This window comes from Nonomuraea sp. NPDC001831, assembly GCF_042892035.1.
GTDB lineage: Bacteria > Actinomycetota > Actinomycetes > Streptosporangiales > Streptosporangiaceae > Nonomuraea.
The window spans coordinates 77,987-93,757 of the sequence record NZ_JBIATU010000019.1; the positions used below are offsets into that span (position 1 = coordinate 77,987).

Below are 15,771 nucleotides of genomic sequence, written 5' to 3' on the forward strand. Positions count from 1 at the left end.
TTCCATGAATTCCCGGCTCTATCCCCTTGCTGCCGGAAATTTCGCCATCGGTACTGGCATGTTCGTCACCGCCGGGCTGCTCACCCCCATCTCCGCAGACCTCGGGATCTCCACGTCCGCCGCCGGGCAGCTCATGACCGTGTTCGCCCTGGCGTACGCGGTGCTGTCCCCGTTGCTGGCCGCGTTCACCGCCCGCCTGTCGCGCAAGCGGCTGCTGCTGCTGGCGCTGGCCGTGTTCGTCGCGGGCAACGTGCTGACCGCGCTGGCTCCGACGTACGCGCTGGTCATGGCCACGCGGGTGGTGGCCGCGGCCGGCGCGGCGATGTTCACGCCGACCGCCTCGGGCGTGGCCAATGCGCTGACCTCGCCCGACCGGCGCGGGCGGGCGCTGGCGCTGGTGATGGGCGGGCTGAGCGTCTCCTCGGCCGTCGGCGTGCCGCTGGGCACCTGGCTCGGCTCGGTCTCCGGCTGGCGGGCGACGATGTGGCTGGTCGTCGGGCTGGGCGTGATCGGCTTCGCCGGGGTGGCGGCGCTCGTGCCGGACGTCCGGGTCGCCGTGTCGGGACGGCTCGGCGAGCGCTTCGCGCCGCTGGCCGACCGGCGGGTGCTGGTGGTGCTGGTCACCCAGCTGCTGATGTTCGGCGCCGGGTTCACCGCCTACACCTACATCGGGTCGCTGTTCGACCTGCCGCTGCCGGCCGTGTTGTGGGCGTGGGGGCTCGGCGGCATCGTGGGCAACCAGCTCGGCGGGCGTCTCACCGACGCCTACGGGCCGCGCAGGATGGTGCTGATCGGCCTGGCCGCCTCCACGGTCTTCATGGCCCTGATCCCCGTCGCGAACCTGGCCCTGCCGATCGCGCTGGTCTGGGCGTTCCTGTGGGGCGCGCTCGGCTGGCTGGTGGCGCCGGCCCAGCAGTTCAGGACGGTGGCCGCGGTGCCGGACAACGTGCCGATCGGGCTCGGCCTGCTGTCGTCCGCCCAGTACGTCGGCCTGTTCGCGGCCGGCATCGCGGGCGGCGTGGCCCTGGACGCCTACGGCCGCGCCGGGGTGGTCGTGCTGGCCACCGGGCTGGGCGTGGCGGCGCTGCTGTTCACCCTGGCGACCTACCCCCGGGCGGCGGCGATCTCGTCGAGCGAGAGCGTGCCCGTCAGGTAACGCTGGACGTTGGGCGCGATCAGGGCCGCGACCTGGCCGGCGGGCAGCGAGGCCAGCGGGTCGAGCCGGAGCAGGTAGCGGATCATCGCCAGGCCGAGCAGCTGCGAGGCCGCCAGCAGCGCGCGGACCTCGGGATGGGCGCCGGGCAGCCGGCGGGCGATCGGGGCGAGCAGCTCCCGGCCGAGCAGTTCCTTCAGCAGCGCGGCCGTCGCCGGGGTGGCCGCGGCCGCGTGCAGCACGGCCGAGAGCCGGGGGCCGTGCCGCGGGTCCTCCCACAACTCCAGGTAGCGGGCCACCAGCCGCTCGCCGATGCCCGACGCGTCGCCGTCGAGGGCGCCGACCATCAGCGCGACCGGCATGCTGGCCTTGATCGCGGCCTCGAACAGGCCGTCTTTGTTGCCGAAGAAGTGCATCACCAGCGCCGGATCGACGCCCGCGGCCCGCGCCACGGCCCTGATGGTGGTGCCGCCGTAGCCGTGGGCGGCGAAGGACTCCATCGCCGCCTCCAGGATCTCCTGCCTGGTCTGCGGGTTTCCCGGTCGTCTTCCGCGTTCCTCGGCCATGGGGCTATTCAACCACGTGGAATTCATCTACCCTCGAATTCAACATCGATGAAGTCATCAGGTGGTGAAAAATGCGCAGGATCATTGGCCTCGTGGTCGGGGTCGCGCTGCTGGGGATGGTGTTCGCCGGGTCGTTCCTCGGGGCCTTCCACGCGCCGGAACCGCACGGCGTGCCCGTCGCCGTCGTCGCGCCCGCCGAGCAGGTGCGGCAGCTCCAGAGCGGCATCGACGGGCGGCGGCCGGGGGCGTTCACGCTGAGCCCGTACGGGTCGGCCGAGGCCGCGCGGGCCGCGCTGCTGGACCGGGCGGTCGACGCCGTGCTCGTCCCGGGAGAGGGCAGGCTGGTGGTGGCGAGCGCGGGCGGCCGCACCGGCGCCACGGTGATCACCGCCGCCTTCCAGGGGGCGGCGCAGGCGCAGGGCCGCACCCTGCGGGTCGAGGACGCCGTCCCGCTGCCGCCCGGTGACGCCGGCGGCATCTCCGGCATGTTCTACGTGCTCAGCGTGCTCCTGCCGGGGATCGCGCTGGCCGTGCTGCTCGCCCGGGTCGCGCCGGGACTGGGCGTGGCGGCGCGGACGGGCGTGCTGGCCGCGGGCTCGCTGGTGGCGGGCACGGCCGTCGCGTGGCTGGCCGACGTGGTGTTCGGTGCGCTGCCGGGCAGCTTCGTCCCGCTGGTGGCGGTCTCGGCGGGCATCGCGCTGGCGGTCGGCCTGGTGGTCGCCGGGCTGGTCAAGGTCATCGGCACGCCGGGGGTCGGAGTGGCGGCGCTGCTGTTCGTCCCGATCGGGCTCCCGGCGAGCGGCGGGCCGCTCGGCGCCCGCTACATCCCCGAGTGGTACGCCGCCGTCGGCCGCGTCCTGCCCGTGGGCCCGGCCGCCGAGGCGGTGCGCAACACGGTGTTCTTCGGCGGGGCCGCCCTGTGGACGCCGGTCGGGGTGCTGGCCCTGTGGGCGCTGCTCGGCCTGGTCCTGCTCGCCCTGCCCGGACGCCGGGCGCAGCCGGCCCCCGCCGCCCCGCGCACGCCGGTGGCGGTCTGATCTTCTCCGCCTCGGAGGTGACCTCCGGTCGCCCCGCAGGCGGACGACGGGTGGCGGCGGCGGCACGTACCGTCGCCGCCATGTTCAGGAACCAGGTGACCTTCCGCCGCGTCGCGGCGGGCACGTTGCTCATCGCGGCCCCGCTCCTGCAGTTCGTGGCCGTCGTCATCGACCCCGGCACGTGGGGCGACTCCCGCGAGGCGGTCAGCTACGGCGACAACCCCGCGCTGGCCCAGGCCGAGTCCGCGCTCTACCACTGGAGCTGGATGCTCATGGGCCTGGCGGCCGTCGCCCTGGTGCACCTCACCAGGCGCAAGGCCACCGTGCTCGGCCACATCGCCGGCGCGGCGACGGCCATCGGCTACATCTCGGCGTCGGCCCTGCTGATGATGGACCCCGTCGAGTGGTGGCTGGGCCGGCACAACCCGCCTGAGCAGGCGCAGAAGATCCTCGACGAGATGCTGAACCTGCCCGGCGTGATCTTCGGCTTCCAGATGCCGTGGATGTTCTTCGCCGTGCTGGGCCTGCCGCTGCTGGTCGTCGCGGTGTGGCGGGCCGGGTTCGTCGGCTGGTGGGTGCCGCTGCTGGTCTTCGTCGGGTACGTCGTCTCCTTCCCCATCGAGTACGGCCCCGTGACCGTGCTGTTCTGGGCTCTGCCCGTCATCGGCCTCGGCTGGACCGGCCTGAAGGTGCTGCGCATGGGCGACGAGGCGTGGGCGGCCTACTACCCCTCGGTCGCCGTCGACCGGACGGCCGTGTCGGCCTAGGCCTGGGCCGGGATCCAGCCCGCGGTGACCGCCAGGATGACGAGGAAGCCCAGCAGGATGCGGTAGATCACGAACGCGGTGAACCGGTGGGTGCTGATGTACTTCAGGAACCAGGCCACCGCCGCGTAGCCGACGGCGAACGAGATCAGCGTCGCCAGGATGGTGGGCCCCCACGCGGGGGCCTGCCCCTCGCCGATGTCCTTCAGCTCGAACGCGCCGGAGGCCAGCACGGCCGGGATGGCCAGCAGGAACGAGTATTTGGCGGCGTCCTCGCGGCGGTAGTCGAGCAGCAGGCCGGCCGTGATCGTGCCGCCCGAGCGGGAGACGCCCGGGATGAGGGCCAGCGCCTGCGCGAAGCCGTAGACGATGGCGTGGGTGAAGCTGAGGTGCTTCTCCAGCGTGAGCTTGTTGCGCGCGGTGCGGTCGGCGAACCACAGGATGCAGCCGAAGACGATCAGCGTCGTGCCCACCAGCCGCAGGTCGCGGAAGACGGTCTCGATCTGGTCCTTGAACACCAGGCCGAGCACGCCGATCGGGAGCGTGCCGACGATGACGTACCAGCCCATGCGGGCCGCCCAGTGGCCGCGCAGCTCCCGGTCGAACAGCGAGCGGACCCAGGTGGAGATGATCTCCCACAGTTCCTTGCGGAAGTAGATGAGCACCGCGGCCTCGGTGCCGAGCTGGATGACCGCCGTGAAGGCCGCCCCCGGGTCCTGCCAGCCGAAGAAGGCCGAGACCACACGGATGTGGGCGCTGGAGGAGATCGGCAGGAACTCCGTGAGCCCCTGGATGAGCCCCAGCACCACCGCTTCGAGCCAGCCGATCACGACTACACCTTCCGGTTACGGGAGTGACCAGGGTGAGGTTAGCGGAAACGGGGGCCGCGCAGTTGCCCGCCCAGCAGGTTGAGCGGGCCGGGGGAGAGCCGGCCCGCCCTCAGCGTGCGGCCCACGCCGCGGCGTTCGTCCTGGCGTAGTCGGCGAAGTCGCGGGCCGGACGGCCGAGCGCCTCCCGGACGCCGTCCGCCACGTGGGCGTTGCGGCCGTCGAGCACCTCGGTGAACAGCCCGGTCAGGCCCTCGGCCTCGGCGATCGGCACGCCCGCCGCCACGGCCCCGGCCACGTACTCCTGCGGCGTGACCTCGATCGAGGTGATCGTGCGGCCCGTGGCCTTCGACAGCTCGGCCGCCGCGTCGGCGAACGTCAGCAGCCTCGGGCCGGTGAGCTCGTACAGGCGGCCCGCGTGGCCGTCCTCGGTGAGCGCGGCCACGGCCACGTCGGCGATGTCGTCGGCGTCCACGAACGGCTCGGGCACGTCGGGCACCGGGATCGCCAGCACGCCGTCGAGGACCTGGCCGAGCAGGAAGCCCTCGCTGAAGTTCTGCATGAACCAGCCGCAGCGCACGATCGTCCAGTCGAGGCCGGACTCCCGCACGGTCCGCTCGCTCGCCTCCGCGCCCGGCTCGCCGCGGCCCGACAGCAGCACCAGCCGCCGCACCCCGGCGTCCGCCGCGAGCCGGGTGAGCTCCAGGACGTCCTCGTACGCGCCGGGCAACGCCAGGTCGGGGTAGTAGGACACGTACACGGACTCGACGCCGTCGAGCGCGGCGGCCCAGGTCGAGCGGTCCGCCCAGTCGAAGGACGGCGTGGCCGAGCGGGAGCCGATCCGCACGGGAAGGCCGAGAGAGGTGAGCCGGTCAGCGACACGGCGGCCGGTCTTGCCGGTTCCACCCAGAACCAAAATCGTCATGCATCCAGTAAGCCGTCATACCCATAAGACTCTCCATGGTTGAGAAGCGCGTTGGCATATGCGATCGTCTAGCCCATGGATCAGCTCGCGGCATTGCTCGACGGACCGAGAGCGCGGAGCGCCTTCCTGCTCCGGTCCATCCTCGACCCGCCGTGGTCGATGCGCATCCAGGACGAGGCCCCGCTCACGCTGGTGGCCCTGGTGTCCGGCGAGGCGTGGGTGCTGCCGGACGAGGGCGAGCCGGCCCGCCTCGAACCGGGGCAGGTCGCCATCCTGCGGGGGCCGGAGCCGTACGTGGTGGCCGACGCCCCCGGCACCGCGCCGCAGATCGTCATCCACCCCGGCCAGCGCTGCACCACCGTCGACGGCGAGTCGTTGTACCAGTCGATGGACCTCGGCGTGCGCACCTGGGGCAACGACCCGGCGGGCGGCACCGTGCTGATCACCGGCACGTACACGCTGGAGGGCGAGGTCAGCAGGCGCCTGCTCGACGCGCTGCCCCAGCTCCTCGTGCAGCCCGGCGGGCCGGTCATCGCGCTGCTCGGCGCCGAGATCGTCAAGGACGACCCGGGCCAGTCCGCGGTGCTCGACCGGCTGCTCGACCTGCTGCTGATCGCCGTGCTGCGGTCGTGGTTCGCCACCCACGAGGCGCCCGCCTGGTACCGCGCGATGGGCGACCCGATCGTGGGCAGGGCGATGCGGATGTTGCACAACAACCCCGCCCACCCCTGGACGGTCGCCGCCCTCGCCGCCGAGGTGGGGGTCTCCAGGGCGGCGCTGGCCAGGCGGTTCACCGACCTGGTGGGGGAGCCGCCGATGTCCTTCCTCACCGACTGGCGGCTCGCGCTCGCCGCCGACCTGCTGCGCGAGCCCGACGCCACGATCGGCTCGGTGGCCAGGAAGGTCGGCTACGGCAGCCCGTTCGCGCTCAGCGCGGCCTTCAAGCGCGTACGCGGCGTCAGCCCCCAGGAGCACCGGGCCGGAGCGGCGAGGTGAAGCCCCTGCTGCTGCTCGACGTCGACGGCGTGCTCAACCCGATGGGCCGCCCCACGCCCGACTTCCGGCGCTACCGCTGCACGATCGGCACCGACGTCTACACCGTGCACCTCAACCCCCGCCACGGCCGCCGGCTGCTCGACCTGGCCCTGACCACGGGCGCCGAGCTGGTCTGGGCCACCACCTGGGAGCAGCACGCCAACGAGTGGATCTCTCCCAGGATCGGCCTGCCCACGCTCCCGGTCGTCACCATGGGCCCCGAGCGGCCCAGGACCGAGCACGGCGAGATGTTCAAGACGCCGCACGTCGCCGCGTACGCCGGGCGGCGGCCGTTCGTGTGGTTCGACGACCAGGTGTGGGCGCAGGACGAGCAGTACCTCAGGGTCGATCAGGGTCTGGAGAATTTCCTGCTGATCCACGTCGATCCCAGACATGGACTGACCAGGGAACATCTGGGCATGGCTCATCAGTGGCTGACCCTTACAGGGTTTTCTCAGGGTCCCTAGCGGGATATCGGCGGCACTGCTGGCCGTTTTACCGGTAGGTCATCACGACACGGAGGAACAGCATGTACCGCTCAAGGGAGCACAGGATTCTGGCCGGCGTCTGCGGCGGGCTCGCCGACAAGATGGGCCTGCCCCCGACCCTCGTCCGCATCCTCTGGCTGCTGCTGTCGCTCATCCCCGGCCCGCTCTGGGTGGTCTACGTCGCCATGTGGATCCTCATCCCGGAGGAGCCGAGGGGCTACTCCCACTGACGCGCCCGCTGGCTCGCCGAACCACCGCGTGAGCGCCGCCTCGGCGGGCTCCGCGCAGGGTTCGGCCCAGGCCACGTAACCGTCGGGCCGCACCAGCAGCCCGCGGTCGCCGGGCAGCACGTCCACCCGGTCGGCCCAGCGCGCCCCCGCGGCGAGCAGGGCCGGGTCGGAGGTGACGAGCAGTCCGCGCCCGTCGTCCAGGCGCCGGCTCTCGGGCATGAAGGCGCCGACGAGCGGGTTCGGGCCCGGCGCGTACCGCACCGACACCGCGCTCACGTCCTCGGCCAGCATCCTGTTGGCCTCGGGGACGGTCATGAGCTGGGCGAACAGGTCGCGCAACCGGGTCGTCCCGGCGTCCGGCGCGGCCAGCTCGACCTGTTGCAGGGTGTTGGCCAGCACGGCGGCGGCCACCGGATGCCGTTCGGCGTGGTAGCTGTCGAGCAGCCCGGCCGGGGCCGTCCCGCGCACCGCCAGGGCCAGTTTCCAGCCCAGGTTGACGGCGTCCTGGAGGCCGGTGTTCATCCCCTGGCCGCCGAACGGCATGTGCACGTGGGCCGCGTCGCCGGCCAGGAACACCCGGTCGGCCCGGTAGCGCTCGGCCTGCCTGGCCGCGTCGGAGAAGCGGGACAGCCAGGTCGCCCCGGTGATCTCGGGGGCGGCGTCCCCGAGGTGCCGGCGCACGCTGGCCGCGAACTCCTCGATCGTCACGGGGGCGTCCCTGTCCGCGTGCACCCGGCCGTGGTCGACGGTCAGGATCCTGGTCGTGCCGTCGGGCCGGACGAACGGCCACTGGCACAGGCCGTGGCCGGTGCGCACCCAGCCGGTCGGCGTGCCGCCGGTCACCGTGACGTCGCCGACGTAGGCGGCCAGGGTGGCGGGGGTGCCGGGGAAGGCGATCCCGGCCAGCTTGCGCACCGTGCTCCGGCCGCCGTCGCAGCCCACGAGCCAGCCCGCCCGGTACGCCGTGCCGTCGCCGGTCTCGACCGTCACGCCCGAACCGTCCTGCGTCAGGCCGGTCACCGCCCGTCCCCGGACGATCTCCGCGCCCAGCTCCAGCGCCCGCGCCTCCAGGATCTCCTCCACCCGCGACTGCGGGACCAGCAGCCCGTACGGGTGCGGGGTCCGCGTGGCCGTCAGGTCGAGCACCCGCATGCCGGCGAAGTGCTGCAGGTCCAGGCGGGGCGCGTCGCCGAACCGGTCGAGCAGCCCGCGCATGGCGAACGTGTCGACCGAGCGGGGGTGCAGGTTGAGCGCCCTGGACAGGCCGGTGGGGGCGGCGAGCCGGTCGAGCACGAGCGTGCGCACGCCGCGCAGGCGCAGCTCGCAGGCCAGCATCAGCCCGACCGGGCCGGCCCCGGCGATGACGACGTCCATCCACGTCTCCTTATCAACGATAAATGCTTATCACTGATAAAGCCTTATCCTTGATAAGTTGTCAAGCGTGGAACGACGGACGGCGGTACGCGCGGCCCTGCGCCTGCTCAACGAGGTGGGCATCGACGGGCTGACCACCCGCAGGCTGGCCGACGAGCTGGGCGTGAAGCAGCCGGCCCTCTACTGGCACTTCAAGAACAAGCAGGAGCTGCTCGACGAGATGGCCGAGGAGATGCTCGCCGACCCGCTGGAGCGTCTCGACGTGCCCGAGCCGGGGCAGGAATGGGACAACTGGCTCATGTCCCGCGGCCGGGTGATCCGCGCGGCGCTGCTGTCGTACCGGGACGGCGCGCTCGTGCACGCCGGGTCCCGGCCCACGCCGCGCCGGCTGGCCGAGCTCCCGGCGCTCATCAGGCCGCTGACCGAGGCGGGGTTCACCGGCGAGCAGGCGGTCAGGGCGCTGATCGCGGTCGGCAGGTTCGCCCTCGGCTCGGCGATCGACGAGCGCGGCCCGGCCGTGCCGCTCGACGCGCGGCCGGAGGAGGACCCCGACGGCGACTTCGAGTTCGGGCTGCGTGCGCTGGTGTCCGGGATGCGGCTTATCCTCGAAGGATGAGGGCAAGGCCGCTGACACTTCTCCATGACGATCTCGTCGACTACGACACGGCGATGGAGCGCATGACCGACCTCGTCGGGCAGCGCCAGCGGGACGAACGGCCGGACACGCTCTGGCTGCTCAGCCACCCGCCCGTCTACACCGTCGGCCGGCGCACCCCCGCCGAGCACCTGCCCGACCCGGCGCGCGGCATCCCCGTGCTGGAGACCGGGCGCGGCGGGCAGCTCACCTACCACGGCCCCGGCCAGCTCGTGGGCTATCTCATCGTCAAGCTGGGCGAGGACGAGGGCATCGTCGACTACGTGCGGGAGGTGGAGCTGCGCCTGGTCGAGGCGCTGGGCAAGCTCGGCCTGCCCGCCGAGCGGCGCGACACCCCGCCGGGCTCGGAGCTGCTGACCGGCGTCTGGACGTCCGCGACCGGCCGCAAGATCATCTCGATCGGCATGCGCCAGAGCAGGGGCGTCACCAGCCACGGGTTCGCGCTCAACGTCGACGGCGACCTCACGCCCTGGAACTGGGCGGTGGCCTGCGGCATGCCCGACGTGGACATGACCTCGCTCAAGCGCGAGCTGGGCGACATCACCATGCAGGACGTGCGGCCCGTTGTGGCCGCCGCCTTCGAGGCGTCCTGAGCTCTCAGCGGGGAGTGGTCAGCCCGGCCACGACCATGTGCTTGAGCAGGTCGTAGCTGTCGTCGAGCAGCTCGGGCAGGCCGAACCCGCCCGACGCCTCCAGCACCGCGAACCCGTGCGCCGTCGCGCGCAGGCAGCGGGCCGCGTGGATGGCGTCGGAGCCCTCCAGCCCGTAGCCGCGCAGCGCCGCGAGCATGATGTCCATCAGGCGCTCGCCCGACTCCCGCATGCCGGGATGCGGCTGCTGGATGACCATCGCGTAGCGGTGCGGGTGGCGGGTGACGTAGGCGCGCCAGGCGTCCATGAGCGCGCCGACGGCCTCGTCGCGGGAACGGCCCAGCACCGCCTGGGCCAGTTCGCCGGAGATCTCCTCGGTGATCCGCACCGACAGCAGCTCGCGCAGCTCGGCCAGGTTGCGCACGTGCTTGTACAGCGACGGCGTCGCGACCCCGGCGCGGGCCGCCAGCGCCGAGAGGGTCAGGGCCTCGGGCCCGCCCTCGTCCACCGCGCGCACCGCCAGCTCGACGACCGTGTCCTTCGACAACGCGGCCCTAGGCACGGACGTGCTCCTTGGCGAACGCCAGCACCTCGGCGGCCACCTGGGCCGGGAACTGGGCGTGCGGGTAGTGGCCCGCGCCCTCGATCATGGCGATCCGGCCGCGCCCGGCGGGCATGGCCGCCACGATGCCCTCCGCCTCGGCGCGCGGGTCGGCCCAGTCGGGGTCGAGGGTGCCCATCACGACCAGCACGTCACGGGTCAGGTCGGGGAGCCGCGCGCCGGCGTCGGCAGGGGGGACCTGGCCCATCTTGGAGACCACGGCCATCCGGCCCGGCCGGCGCAGGTCGGCTTCGAGCGCCGCGACGTGCTCGGCGTGGTCGGCGGGCCTGACGCCGGGCATGGCGTGGTCGAGATACTTCTTCCACAGCCCGACGCTGCGCAGGAGCGCCGCGCCGAGCAGCAGCATGGCCCCCTTGCGGTGGTGGGCGTTGCGCAGCAGGCCGCCGCCGTCGATCTTCTGCACCCGGGTGAACGGGCCGATCTCCACCACGGCGCTGACCAGCTCGGGCGCCTGCGCGGCGGCGATCGTGACGGCCCCGCCCGCGAACGAGTGGCCCACCAGCACCGCCGGGCCGCCCAGGTGGCGGACCAGCGCGAGCAGGTCGCCCGCGACGTCGGCGCGGGTGTAGGAGGGCCAGTCGCGGCTGGACTCGCCGTGGCCGCGCAGGTCGGGGGTCGCCACCCGGAAGCCCGCCGCCACCAGCTCGGGCACCAGGAACCTGAACGACTGCCGCCCGACGCCCATGCCGTGCGCCAGCACCATCAGCGGCCCCTCGCCGGTCACGTCGTAGGCGAGCTGTCCACCCTCGACCGTCAGGAACTCCGTCATGTCCGACCCCTCTCGGCTAACTCTTATAGCCCTAAAGCTAAACCCTTTAGCCAACGGGTGTCAAGCAGCGAAAAGGCGGGCACGGCCGGGATCGGCCGTGCCCGCTCACAGGGGTGGTCAGGAGATCGGCACCTCGTCGATCGTGCGGCGCGGGCCGGTGAACCAGTGCCTGGCCGACAGGCTCCACCACAACCAGATGCCGATCAGCACGACGCCGACCGCGATCGGCGCGTAGTTGACCGACGTCCAGGTGAAGTCCTTGTTGCCTGGCACGCCGGCCGGGGAGAACGGCATGATGAAGTAGATCGACACGATGACGATCTCGACGCAGGCGATCCAGCCCAGCACCCGGTACTTGCGGCCGAGCGTCCACGGGCCGGGGCGGAAGGCGTCGCCCATGCGCAGGCGCAGCCAGATCGGGATGAGGAACGCCAGATAGAGGCCGATGACCGCGATCGACACGACGGCGTAGAAGGCGACCGGGGTCGTCGATCCGGCCGGGGCGTACAGGGCGGGCAGGGTGATCAGGGCGGCGATGAGGCAGCCGGCCAGGATCGCGTTGACCGGGGTGCGGTTGCGGTCCACCTTCGACCACAGCCGCCAGCCGGGCACCGCGCCGTCCCGCGAGAACGCGTACGTCATGCGCGACATCGAGGTCACGCAGCTCATCCCGCAGAAGAACTGGCCGATCGTGGAGATCGCGAAGATCGCGGTGGCCAGCGGGGAGGAGAGCGCGGTCTCGAAGATCGCGCCGACGAAGCCGGACTGCTTGTTGATCTCGTCCACGTTGGTCGCGGCGAACAGGAAGGCCAGCAGCAGCACCCAGCCGCCGATCGCCGAGTAGAAGATCGACTGCCACAGGCCGCGGGCGGCCGTCCTGGCCGCGCCCTGCGTCTCCTCCGACACGTGGGCGCAGGCGTCGAACCCGGTGATCGTGTACTGGGTGAGCAGGAAGCCGAGCGGGAGCACGTACAGCCAGAAGGGCACGCCGCTCTCGCCGTCGCCGAAGCCGGAGTTGTTGATCGTGCCGCCGAACACGAAGCCGAGCGACTGGTGCTCGGACGGCGCGAAGACCAGGATCGCCACGATGACGACCGCGCCCGCGACGTGCCACCACACGCTGATGTTCTGCAGCAGCGAGATGAGCCGGTGGCTGAAGATGTTGATCAGCGCGTGCAGGATGAGGATGATCACGAACAGCAGGAACGCCTGGGGGAGCGTCCCCTCCCACGCGCCGCCGGTCAGGCGGCTGATCGTGATGTTGAGGAACGTGGCGCAGCCGTAGTCGACCGACGCGGTGACCGCGATGAGGCCGATGAGGTTGAGCCAGCCGGTGAACCAGCCGTGGATCGGCTTGCCCATGGTGGCGGCCCACCAGTAGATGCCGCCCGCCGTCGGGAACGCCGAGACCAGCTCCGACATGCAGAAACCGATGATCAGGATGAACGCGGAGATCAGCGGCCAGCCCCACGAGATGGCGATGGGGCCGCCGTTGTTCCAGGCCTGCCCGAAGGTCGTGAAGCAGCCGGCGAGGATCGAGATGATGGAGAAGGAGATCGCGAAGTTGGAGAAGCCGCTCCAGGTCCGGGCCAGCTCCTGCTTGTAGCCGAGCTCGGCGAGTCGCCTGGAATCCTCTTCGAGTGACATGAGGTCTCCCTGGGGGGCGCGGAGGACGCTCTGTTTGGTCTAGGTCTAGACCATTTCTCCCCGAGGGACAAGGCGTGACAGATGAGTTTCGATGTGGTCAGGGGAGAGCGTGTCCCGCCGGGCCGACGTCGAGCACGACCTTGCCCGTGACCGTGCGGTCGAGCTGGGCCGCGGCGGCCTCGTCCAGCCGTTCCCACGGCACGCGCCGGCCGATCTCGACGGTCAGGTGGCCCGCGGCCACGAGGCCGAGCAGGAAGGCCAGGTCGGGGCCGGGGGAGGTGACGTCGCCGAAGGAGTTCATCGAGCGGGCGGGGCCGAGGGAGAAGGTGGAGCCGGGCGGGAAGACGGCCGGCTGCCCGCCGGCCCAGCCGACGCTCTGGAGGTTGCCGCCCGGCTTGAGCAGGCCCCAGGCGGCCACCAGGGCCGGGCCGCCGACCAGCTCGATCACGACGTCCACGGGCGCCACGCCGTCCAGGCTGGTCACGACGTGCACGTCCGGGCCGAAGGCCGGGGCGCGGCCGGGGGAGCTCACCGAGGCGACGACGTGGGCCCCGGCCAGCCTGGCGAGCCGCACGGCCAGCCTCCCGACCGAGCCGGACGCGCCCGTCACCAGCACGCGCGATCCGAGTGAGACGCCGGCCGCGCGCAGTGAGCGCAGCGCGGACAGGCCGGACATCGGCAGGGCGGCGGCCACCGCCAGGTCCACCCCGTCGGGCACCACGGCGAGCGAGCCGGTGTCGAACGCCGCCCGTTCGGCCCACGCCCCCGCCCCGAACGCCGCCACCCGCGCGCCCTCGGCCGGGCCCGTGCCGTCGGCGGCGGCCCGCAGCACCACCCCGGCGGCGTCGTAGCCGAGCACGACGCCCTCCGGCAGGCGGTCCATGTGCCGCAGCTCGCTGAAGTTGACCGACGTCCGCCGCACCTCGACGAGTGCCTGCCCGGCCCCCGGAACGGGCTCGGGGACGTCGGCGAGCCGCCCCACGGCCCCCGGGCCGACCACCAGTGCGCGCATACGAAGTCCTCCCGCAACCATGCGGACCGGCGGTCCGCTTCATGGCGGGATACTATGGGGACCGACAGTCCGCTTGCAAGGAGGGGCCTTGGTGCGATCAGACGCGACCCGCAACAGGGAGGCGATCCTGCGGGCCGCAGAAGAGCTCCTGGCCGCCCACGGCGCCGAGCACATCTCGCTCGACCGGGTGGCCGCGGCGGCCGGGGTGGGCAAGGGCACGCTGTTCCGCCGCTTCGGCAGCAGGACCGGGCTGTTCCAGGAGCTGCTGGCCGAGCGCGCCGCCGCCCTCGCCGAGGCCATCGAGTCGCCCGGCTCGCCGCTCGGGCCCGGGGCGCCGCCGCGGGAGCGGCTGCTCGCGTTCCTGGACGAGCTGGCCGGGCTGGCCGAGCGCAACCTGGCGCTGTTCGCCGCGCACGAACGGGCCTGCGCGGCCGACAAATACCGCGACCCCACCTACCTGCGGTGGCACGCCCACGTGACGGCGCTGGTCGCGGCGGCCGCGCCGGGGCTCGACGCCGAGTTCGCCGCCCACACGCTGCTGGCCTCGTTCGACGCCGACCTCGCCCGGCACGTGATGGCCGAGGGCGGCGCCGACCGGCTCAGGGCCTCGGTGCGCGGCGTCGCCGAGGCCCTGCTGCGCGGCTGAGCCGCCGAAGACGGTACGTCGGGCTATGCCGAGAAGGCGTCCGTGACGGCCTGGCAGAAGGCCTTGAGGTCGTCCGGTTTGCGGCTGGTGACCAGGGTGTTCGGGCCGTCCGTGCAGACCACGACCTCCTGGTCCTTCCAGGTCGCGCCGGCGTTGCGCAGGTCGGTCTGCAGGCTCGGCCAGGACGTGAGCGTACGCCCGCGCACGACGTCCGCCTCGACCAGCGTCCAGGGGGCGTGGCAGATGGCGGCCACCGGCTTGCCGGCGTCGAAGAAGGCCCGCGCGAACCGGACGGCCTGCGGCACCGTGCGCAGGAAGTCGGGGTTGGCGACGCCCCCGGGAAGCAGCAGGGCGTCGAAGTCGCCGGGGTCGGCGTCGTCCACCGTGGCGTCCACGGGGAAGGTGTCGGCCTTGTCCAGATGGTTGAACGCCTGGATCTGTCCCGAGGACGTGGAGACCAGCTTGGGCGTGCCGCCCGCCTGTTTGACCGCCTTCCACGGCTCGGTGAGCTCCACCTGCTCGACCCCTTCCGGAGCGACCAGGAACGCGATGGTCTTGCCGTTCACCATGACTGTCCCTTCGTTTTCCCCTCCCCTATCCGGACATCGGGGAAGTATGCACATTTACCCCTGGGGGGTATAGTGTGAGCCGCGAAACCGAGAGAAGAGGAGTTCGGGCATGGTGATCACCGCGTACCAGGTCGAGGGCATGACCTGTGGCCATTGCGTCAGCTCGGTGCGGGCCGAGGTCGGCAAGGTCGACGGGGTCCAGGCCGTCGAGGTCGACCTCGCGGCCAAGGAGATGGTCGTGACCAGCAGCGCGCCGATCGACCAGGCCGTCATCGAGTCGGCCGTCGTCGAGGCCGGCTACGAGCTGGGCGGCGGCCGGGAGCTGCTGCCGCAGGCCGGCTCGTGCTGCGGCTCGGGCGGCTGCCACTGACCTCTCAGGGGGATCGGCGCCGGGCCCACAGGATGTGCGCGGCGCACGCGGCGGCCGCGCCGACGGCGTACCAGAGCAGGTCGGGCGGGTTGAAGGTGCTGCCCAGCAGTGGCCGCAGGACTGCCGGGATCTCACCGAGCTGGGCGAACTCGATCGCCCAGCTCAGCCCGGCCGACCCCACGGCGGCGACCCATGGCCGCACCCGCGGCAGCGCCAGCACGACGAGCGCGTAGATCAGCGCGGTGTAGAGCGCGTCACCCGCGTATTTGGGCACGGGCCCGTCCCACAGCCCCCGGACGGCGAGCCCGGCCACGACGGTCGCGACGGCGGCGAGGAGAACGGGCAGGCGGGGCACCTGATCACGGTAGCGCCAAGCCTGCTGAAAATTTACACCGCAAAAGGAAACGAGAATGAAACAATTTTCCGCCACTCGTTGACACGCGGTCTCCGTATGGTGTGCCTTCATCTACACAGGAATCCCCCGCCTGAAGG

General features: G+C 72.3%; 19 protein-coding genes and 1 pseudogene. 10 read left to right on the top strand and 10 right to left on the bottom strand.

Annotated features, from left to right (window positions below; all coding sequences use genetic code 11):
• Positions 1 to 4 precede the first annotated feature (4 nt).
• Positions 5 to 1,156 (top strand): MFS transporter, encoded by a 1,152-nt coding sequence (locus tag ACFYYW_RS41100; RefSeq protein ID WP_387657887.1) that lies wholly within the window; start codon positions 5 to 7, stop codon positions 1,154 to 1,156.
• Here ACFYYW_RS41100 and ACFYYW_RS41105 read toward each other — a convergent pair.
• The gene (locus ACFYYW_RS41105) at positions 1,105 to 1,719 is read right to left on the bottom strand and encodes a TetR family transcriptional regulator (RefSeq protein ID WP_387657890.1); all 615 of its coding nucleotides are present in this window, start codon (positions 1,717 to 1,719) and stop codon (positions 1,105 to 1,107) included. The two genes, ACFYYW_RS41100 and ACFYYW_RS41105, sit on opposite strands and share 52 nt — an antisense overlap.
• 71 nt (positions 1,720 to 1,790) lie before the next feature.
• Between ACFYYW_RS41105 and ACFYYW_RS41110 the strand changes: the two genes are divergently transcribed.
• Positions 1,791 to 2,756 (top strand): hypothetical protein, encoded by a 966-nt coding sequence (locus ACFYYW_RS41110; RefSeq protein ID WP_387657893.1) that lies wholly within the window; start codon positions 1,791 to 1,793, stop codon positions 2,754 to 2,756.
• An 80-nt stretch (positions 2,757 to 2,836) separates the two neighbouring features.
• Positions 2,837 to 3,523: a hypothetical protein gene (locus ACFYYW_RS41115; RefSeq protein ID WP_387657895.1), complete on the top strand. Its 687-nt coding sequence runs from the start codon at positions 2,837 to 2,839 to the stop codon at positions 3,521 to 3,523.
• Here ACFYYW_RS41115 and ACFYYW_RS41120 read toward each other — a convergent pair.
• Positions 3,520 to 4,350: an undecaprenyl-diphosphate phosphatase gene (locus ACFYYW_RS41120; protein ID WP_387657898.1), complete on the bottom strand. Its 831-nt coding sequence runs from the start codon at positions 4,348 to 4,350 to the stop codon at positions 3,520 to 3,522. The two genes, ACFYYW_RS41115 and ACFYYW_RS41120, sit on opposite strands and share 4 nt — an antisense overlap.
• A gap of 109 nt (positions 4,351 to 4,459) precedes the next feature.
• Positions 4,460 to 5,272, bottom strand: a complete 813-nt coding sequence (locus ACFYYW_RS41125; protein WP_387657901.1) for an NAD(P)H-binding protein — start codon at positions 5,270 to 5,272, stop codon at positions 4,460 to 4,462.
• Positions 5,273 to 5,347: 75 nt separating this feature from the next.
• Between ACFYYW_RS41125 and ACFYYW_RS41130 the strand changes: the two genes are divergently transcribed.
• The 3 genes from ACFYYW_RS41130 (at position 5,348) to ACFYYW_RS41140 (ending at position 7,025) form a co-directional block, all read left to right on the top strand.
• Positions 5,348 to 6,268 carry an AraC family transcriptional regulator gene (locus ACFYYW_RS41130; protein WP_364388383.1) on the top strand — a complete coding sequence of 307 codons (921 nt, stop codon included), beginning with the start codon at positions 5,348 to 5,350 and terminating at the stop codon, positions 6,266 to 6,268.
• Positions 6,265 to 6,774, top strand: coding sequence for an HAD domain-containing protein (locus ACFYYW_RS41135; RefSeq protein WP_352325922.1), 510 nt, complete (start codon positions 6,265 to 6,267; stop codon positions 6,772 to 6,774). The genes ACFYYW_RS41130 and ACFYYW_RS41135 overlap by 4 nt, the downstream gene beginning before the upstream one ends.
• Positions 6,775 to 6,896: 122 nt before the next feature.
• A complete protein-coding gene (locus ACFYYW_RS41140) occupies positions 6,897 to 7,025 on the top strand; it encodes a PspC domain-containing protein (RefSeq protein WP_387658194.1) in 129 nt (42 codons plus the stop codon).
• Between the two features lie 21 nt (positions 7,026 to 7,046).
• On the opposite strand, the pseudogene ACFYYW_RS41145 reads toward ACFYYW_RS41140, so the two are convergent.
• Positions 7,047 to 8,399 (bottom strand): annotated as a pseudogene (locus ACFYYW_RS41145) (FAD-dependent monooxygenase); the annotation flags it as partial.
• A gap of 67 nt (positions 8,400 to 8,466) precedes the next feature.
• On the opposite strand from ACFYYW_RS41145, the gene ACFYYW_RS41150 reads away from it, so the two are divergent.
• The gene (locus ACFYYW_RS41150; protein WP_352325925.1) at positions 8,467 to 9,015 is read left to right on the top strand and encodes a TetR family transcriptional regulator; all 549 of its coding nucleotides are present in this window, start codon (positions 8,467 to 8,469) and stop codon (positions 9,013 to 9,015) included.
• Positions 9,012 to 9,647: a lipoyl(octanoyl) transferase LipB gene (lipB, locus tag ACFYYW_RS41155; protein ID WP_387657906.1), complete on the top strand. Its 636-nt coding sequence runs from the start codon at positions 9,012 to 9,014 to the stop codon at positions 9,645 to 9,647. The genes ACFYYW_RS41150 and lipB overlap by 4 nt, the downstream gene beginning before the upstream one ends.
• 4 nt (positions 9,648 to 9,651) lie before the next feature.
• Here lipB and ACFYYW_RS41160 read toward each other — a convergent pair whose 3' ends face one another.
• The 4 genes from ACFYYW_RS41160 to ACFYYW_RS41175 form a co-directional block, all read right to left on the bottom strand.
• Entirely contained in the window at positions 9,652 to 10,206 is a 555-nt protein-coding gene (locus tag ACFYYW_RS41160; protein ID WP_387657909.1) for a TetR/AcrR family transcriptional regulator, read from the bottom strand.
• Positions 10,199 to 11,035, bottom strand: coding sequence for an alpha/beta fold hydrolase (locus tag ACFYYW_RS41165; RefSeq protein WP_387657911.1), 837 nt, complete (start codon positions 11,033 to 11,035; stop codon positions 10,199 to 10,201). Before ACFYYW_RS41165 ends, ACFYYW_RS41160 begins: the two co-directional genes overlap by 8 nt.
• 117 nt (positions 11,036 to 11,152) lie before the next feature.
• Positions 11,153 to 12,682 (bottom strand): amino acid permease, encoded by a 1,530-nt coding sequence (locus ACFYYW_RS41170; RefSeq protein ID WP_387657914.1) that lies wholly within the window; start codon positions 12,680 to 12,682, stop codon positions 11,153 to 11,155.
• A 97-nt stretch (positions 12,683 to 12,779) separates the two neighbouring features.
• Complete coding sequence (locus ACFYYW_RS41175; protein ID WP_387657917.1) at positions 12,780 to 13,694, bottom strand: zinc-binding dehydrogenase; 915 nt, start codon at positions 13,692 to 13,694, stop codon at positions 12,780 to 12,782.
• Between the two features lie 91 nt (positions 13,695 to 13,785).
• Between ACFYYW_RS41175 and ACFYYW_RS41180 the strand changes: the two genes are divergently transcribed.
• Positions 13,786 to 14,340, top strand: coding sequence for a TetR/AcrR family transcriptional regulator (locus tag ACFYYW_RS41180; protein WP_387657920.1), 555 nt, complete (start codon positions 13,786 to 13,788; stop codon positions 14,338 to 14,340).
• A 23-nt stretch (positions 14,341 to 14,363) separates the two neighbouring features.
• On the opposite strand, the gene ACFYYW_RS41185 is transcribed toward ACFYYW_RS41180, so the two are convergent.
• Complete coding sequence (locus tag ACFYYW_RS41185; protein WP_387657923.1) at positions 14,364 to 14,909, bottom strand: type 1 glutamine amidotransferase domain-containing protein; 546 nt, start codon at positions 14,907 to 14,909, stop codon at positions 14,364 to 14,366.
• Between the two features lie 109 nt (positions 14,910 to 15,018).
• On the opposite strand from ACFYYW_RS41185, the gene ACFYYW_RS41190 reads away from it, so the two are divergent.
• Positions 15,019 to 15,279, top strand: coding sequence for a heavy-metal-associated domain-containing protein (locus ACFYYW_RS41190; protein WP_352325934.1), 261 nt, complete (start codon positions 15,019 to 15,021; stop codon positions 15,277 to 15,279).
• A 4-nt stretch (positions 15,280 to 15,283) separates the two neighbouring features.
• On the opposite strand, the gene ACFYYW_RS41195 is transcribed toward ACFYYW_RS41190, so the two are convergent.
• Complete coding sequence (locus ACFYYW_RS41195) at positions 15,284 to 15,634, bottom strand: DUF2809 domain-containing protein (RefSeq protein ID WP_387657926.1); 351 nt, start codon at positions 15,632 to 15,634, stop codon at positions 15,284 to 15,286.
• Positions 15,635 to 15,771: the final 137 nt, after the last annotated feature.

Coding starts and splice junctions, on each gene's coding strand:
- ACFYYW_RS41100 (WP_387657887.1), top strand. CDS start 5: ATGAATTCCCGGCTCTATCCCCTTGCTGCCGGAAATTTCGCCATCGGT.
- ACFYYW_RS41105 (WP_387657890.1), bottom strand. CDS start 1,719: ATGGCCGAGGAACGCGGAAGACGACCGGGAAACCCGCAGACCAGGCAG.
- ACFYYW_RS41110 (WP_387657893.1), top strand. CDS start 1,791: ATGCGCAGGATCATTGGCCTCGTGGTCGGGGTCGCGCTGCTGGGGATG.
- ACFYYW_RS41115 (WP_387657895.1), top strand. CDS start 2,837: ATGTTCAGGAACCAGGTGACCTTCCGCCGCGTCGCGGCGGGCACGTTG.
- ACFYYW_RS41125 (WP_387657901.1), bottom strand. CDS start 5,272: ATGACGATTTTGGTTCTGGGTGGAACCGGCAAGACCGGCCGCCGTGTC.
- ACFYYW_RS41130 (WP_364388383.1), top strand. CDS start 5,348: ATGGATCAGCTCGCGGCATTGCTCGACGGACCGAGAGCGCGGAGCGCC.
- ACFYYW_RS41140 (WP_387658194.1), top strand. CDS start 6,897: ATGGGCCTGCCCCCGACCCTCGTCCGCATCCTCTGGCTGCTGCTGTCG.
- lipB (WP_387657906.1), top strand. CDS start 9,012: ATGAGGGCAAGGCCGCTGACACTTCTCCATGACGATCTCGTCGACTAC.
- ACFYYW_RS41165 (WP_387657911.1), bottom strand. CDS start 11,035: ATGACGGAGTTCCTGACGGTCGAGGGTGGACAGCTCGCCTACGACGTG.
- ACFYYW_RS41170 (WP_387657914.1), bottom strand. CDS start 12,682: ATGTCACTCGAAGAGGATTCCAGGCGACTCGCCGAGCTCGGCTACAAG.
- ACFYYW_RS41175 (WP_387657917.1), bottom strand. CDS start 13,694: ATGCGCGCACTGGTGGTCGGCCCGGGGGCCGTGGGGCGGCTCGCCGAC.
- ACFYYW_RS41185 (WP_387657923.1), bottom strand. CDS start 14,909: ATGGTGAACGGCAAGACCATCGCGTTCCTGGTCGCTCCGGAAGGGGTC.
- ACFYYW_RS41190 (WP_352325934.1), top strand. CDS start 15,019: ATGGTGATCACCGCGTACCAGGTCGAGGGCATGACCTGTGGCCATTGC.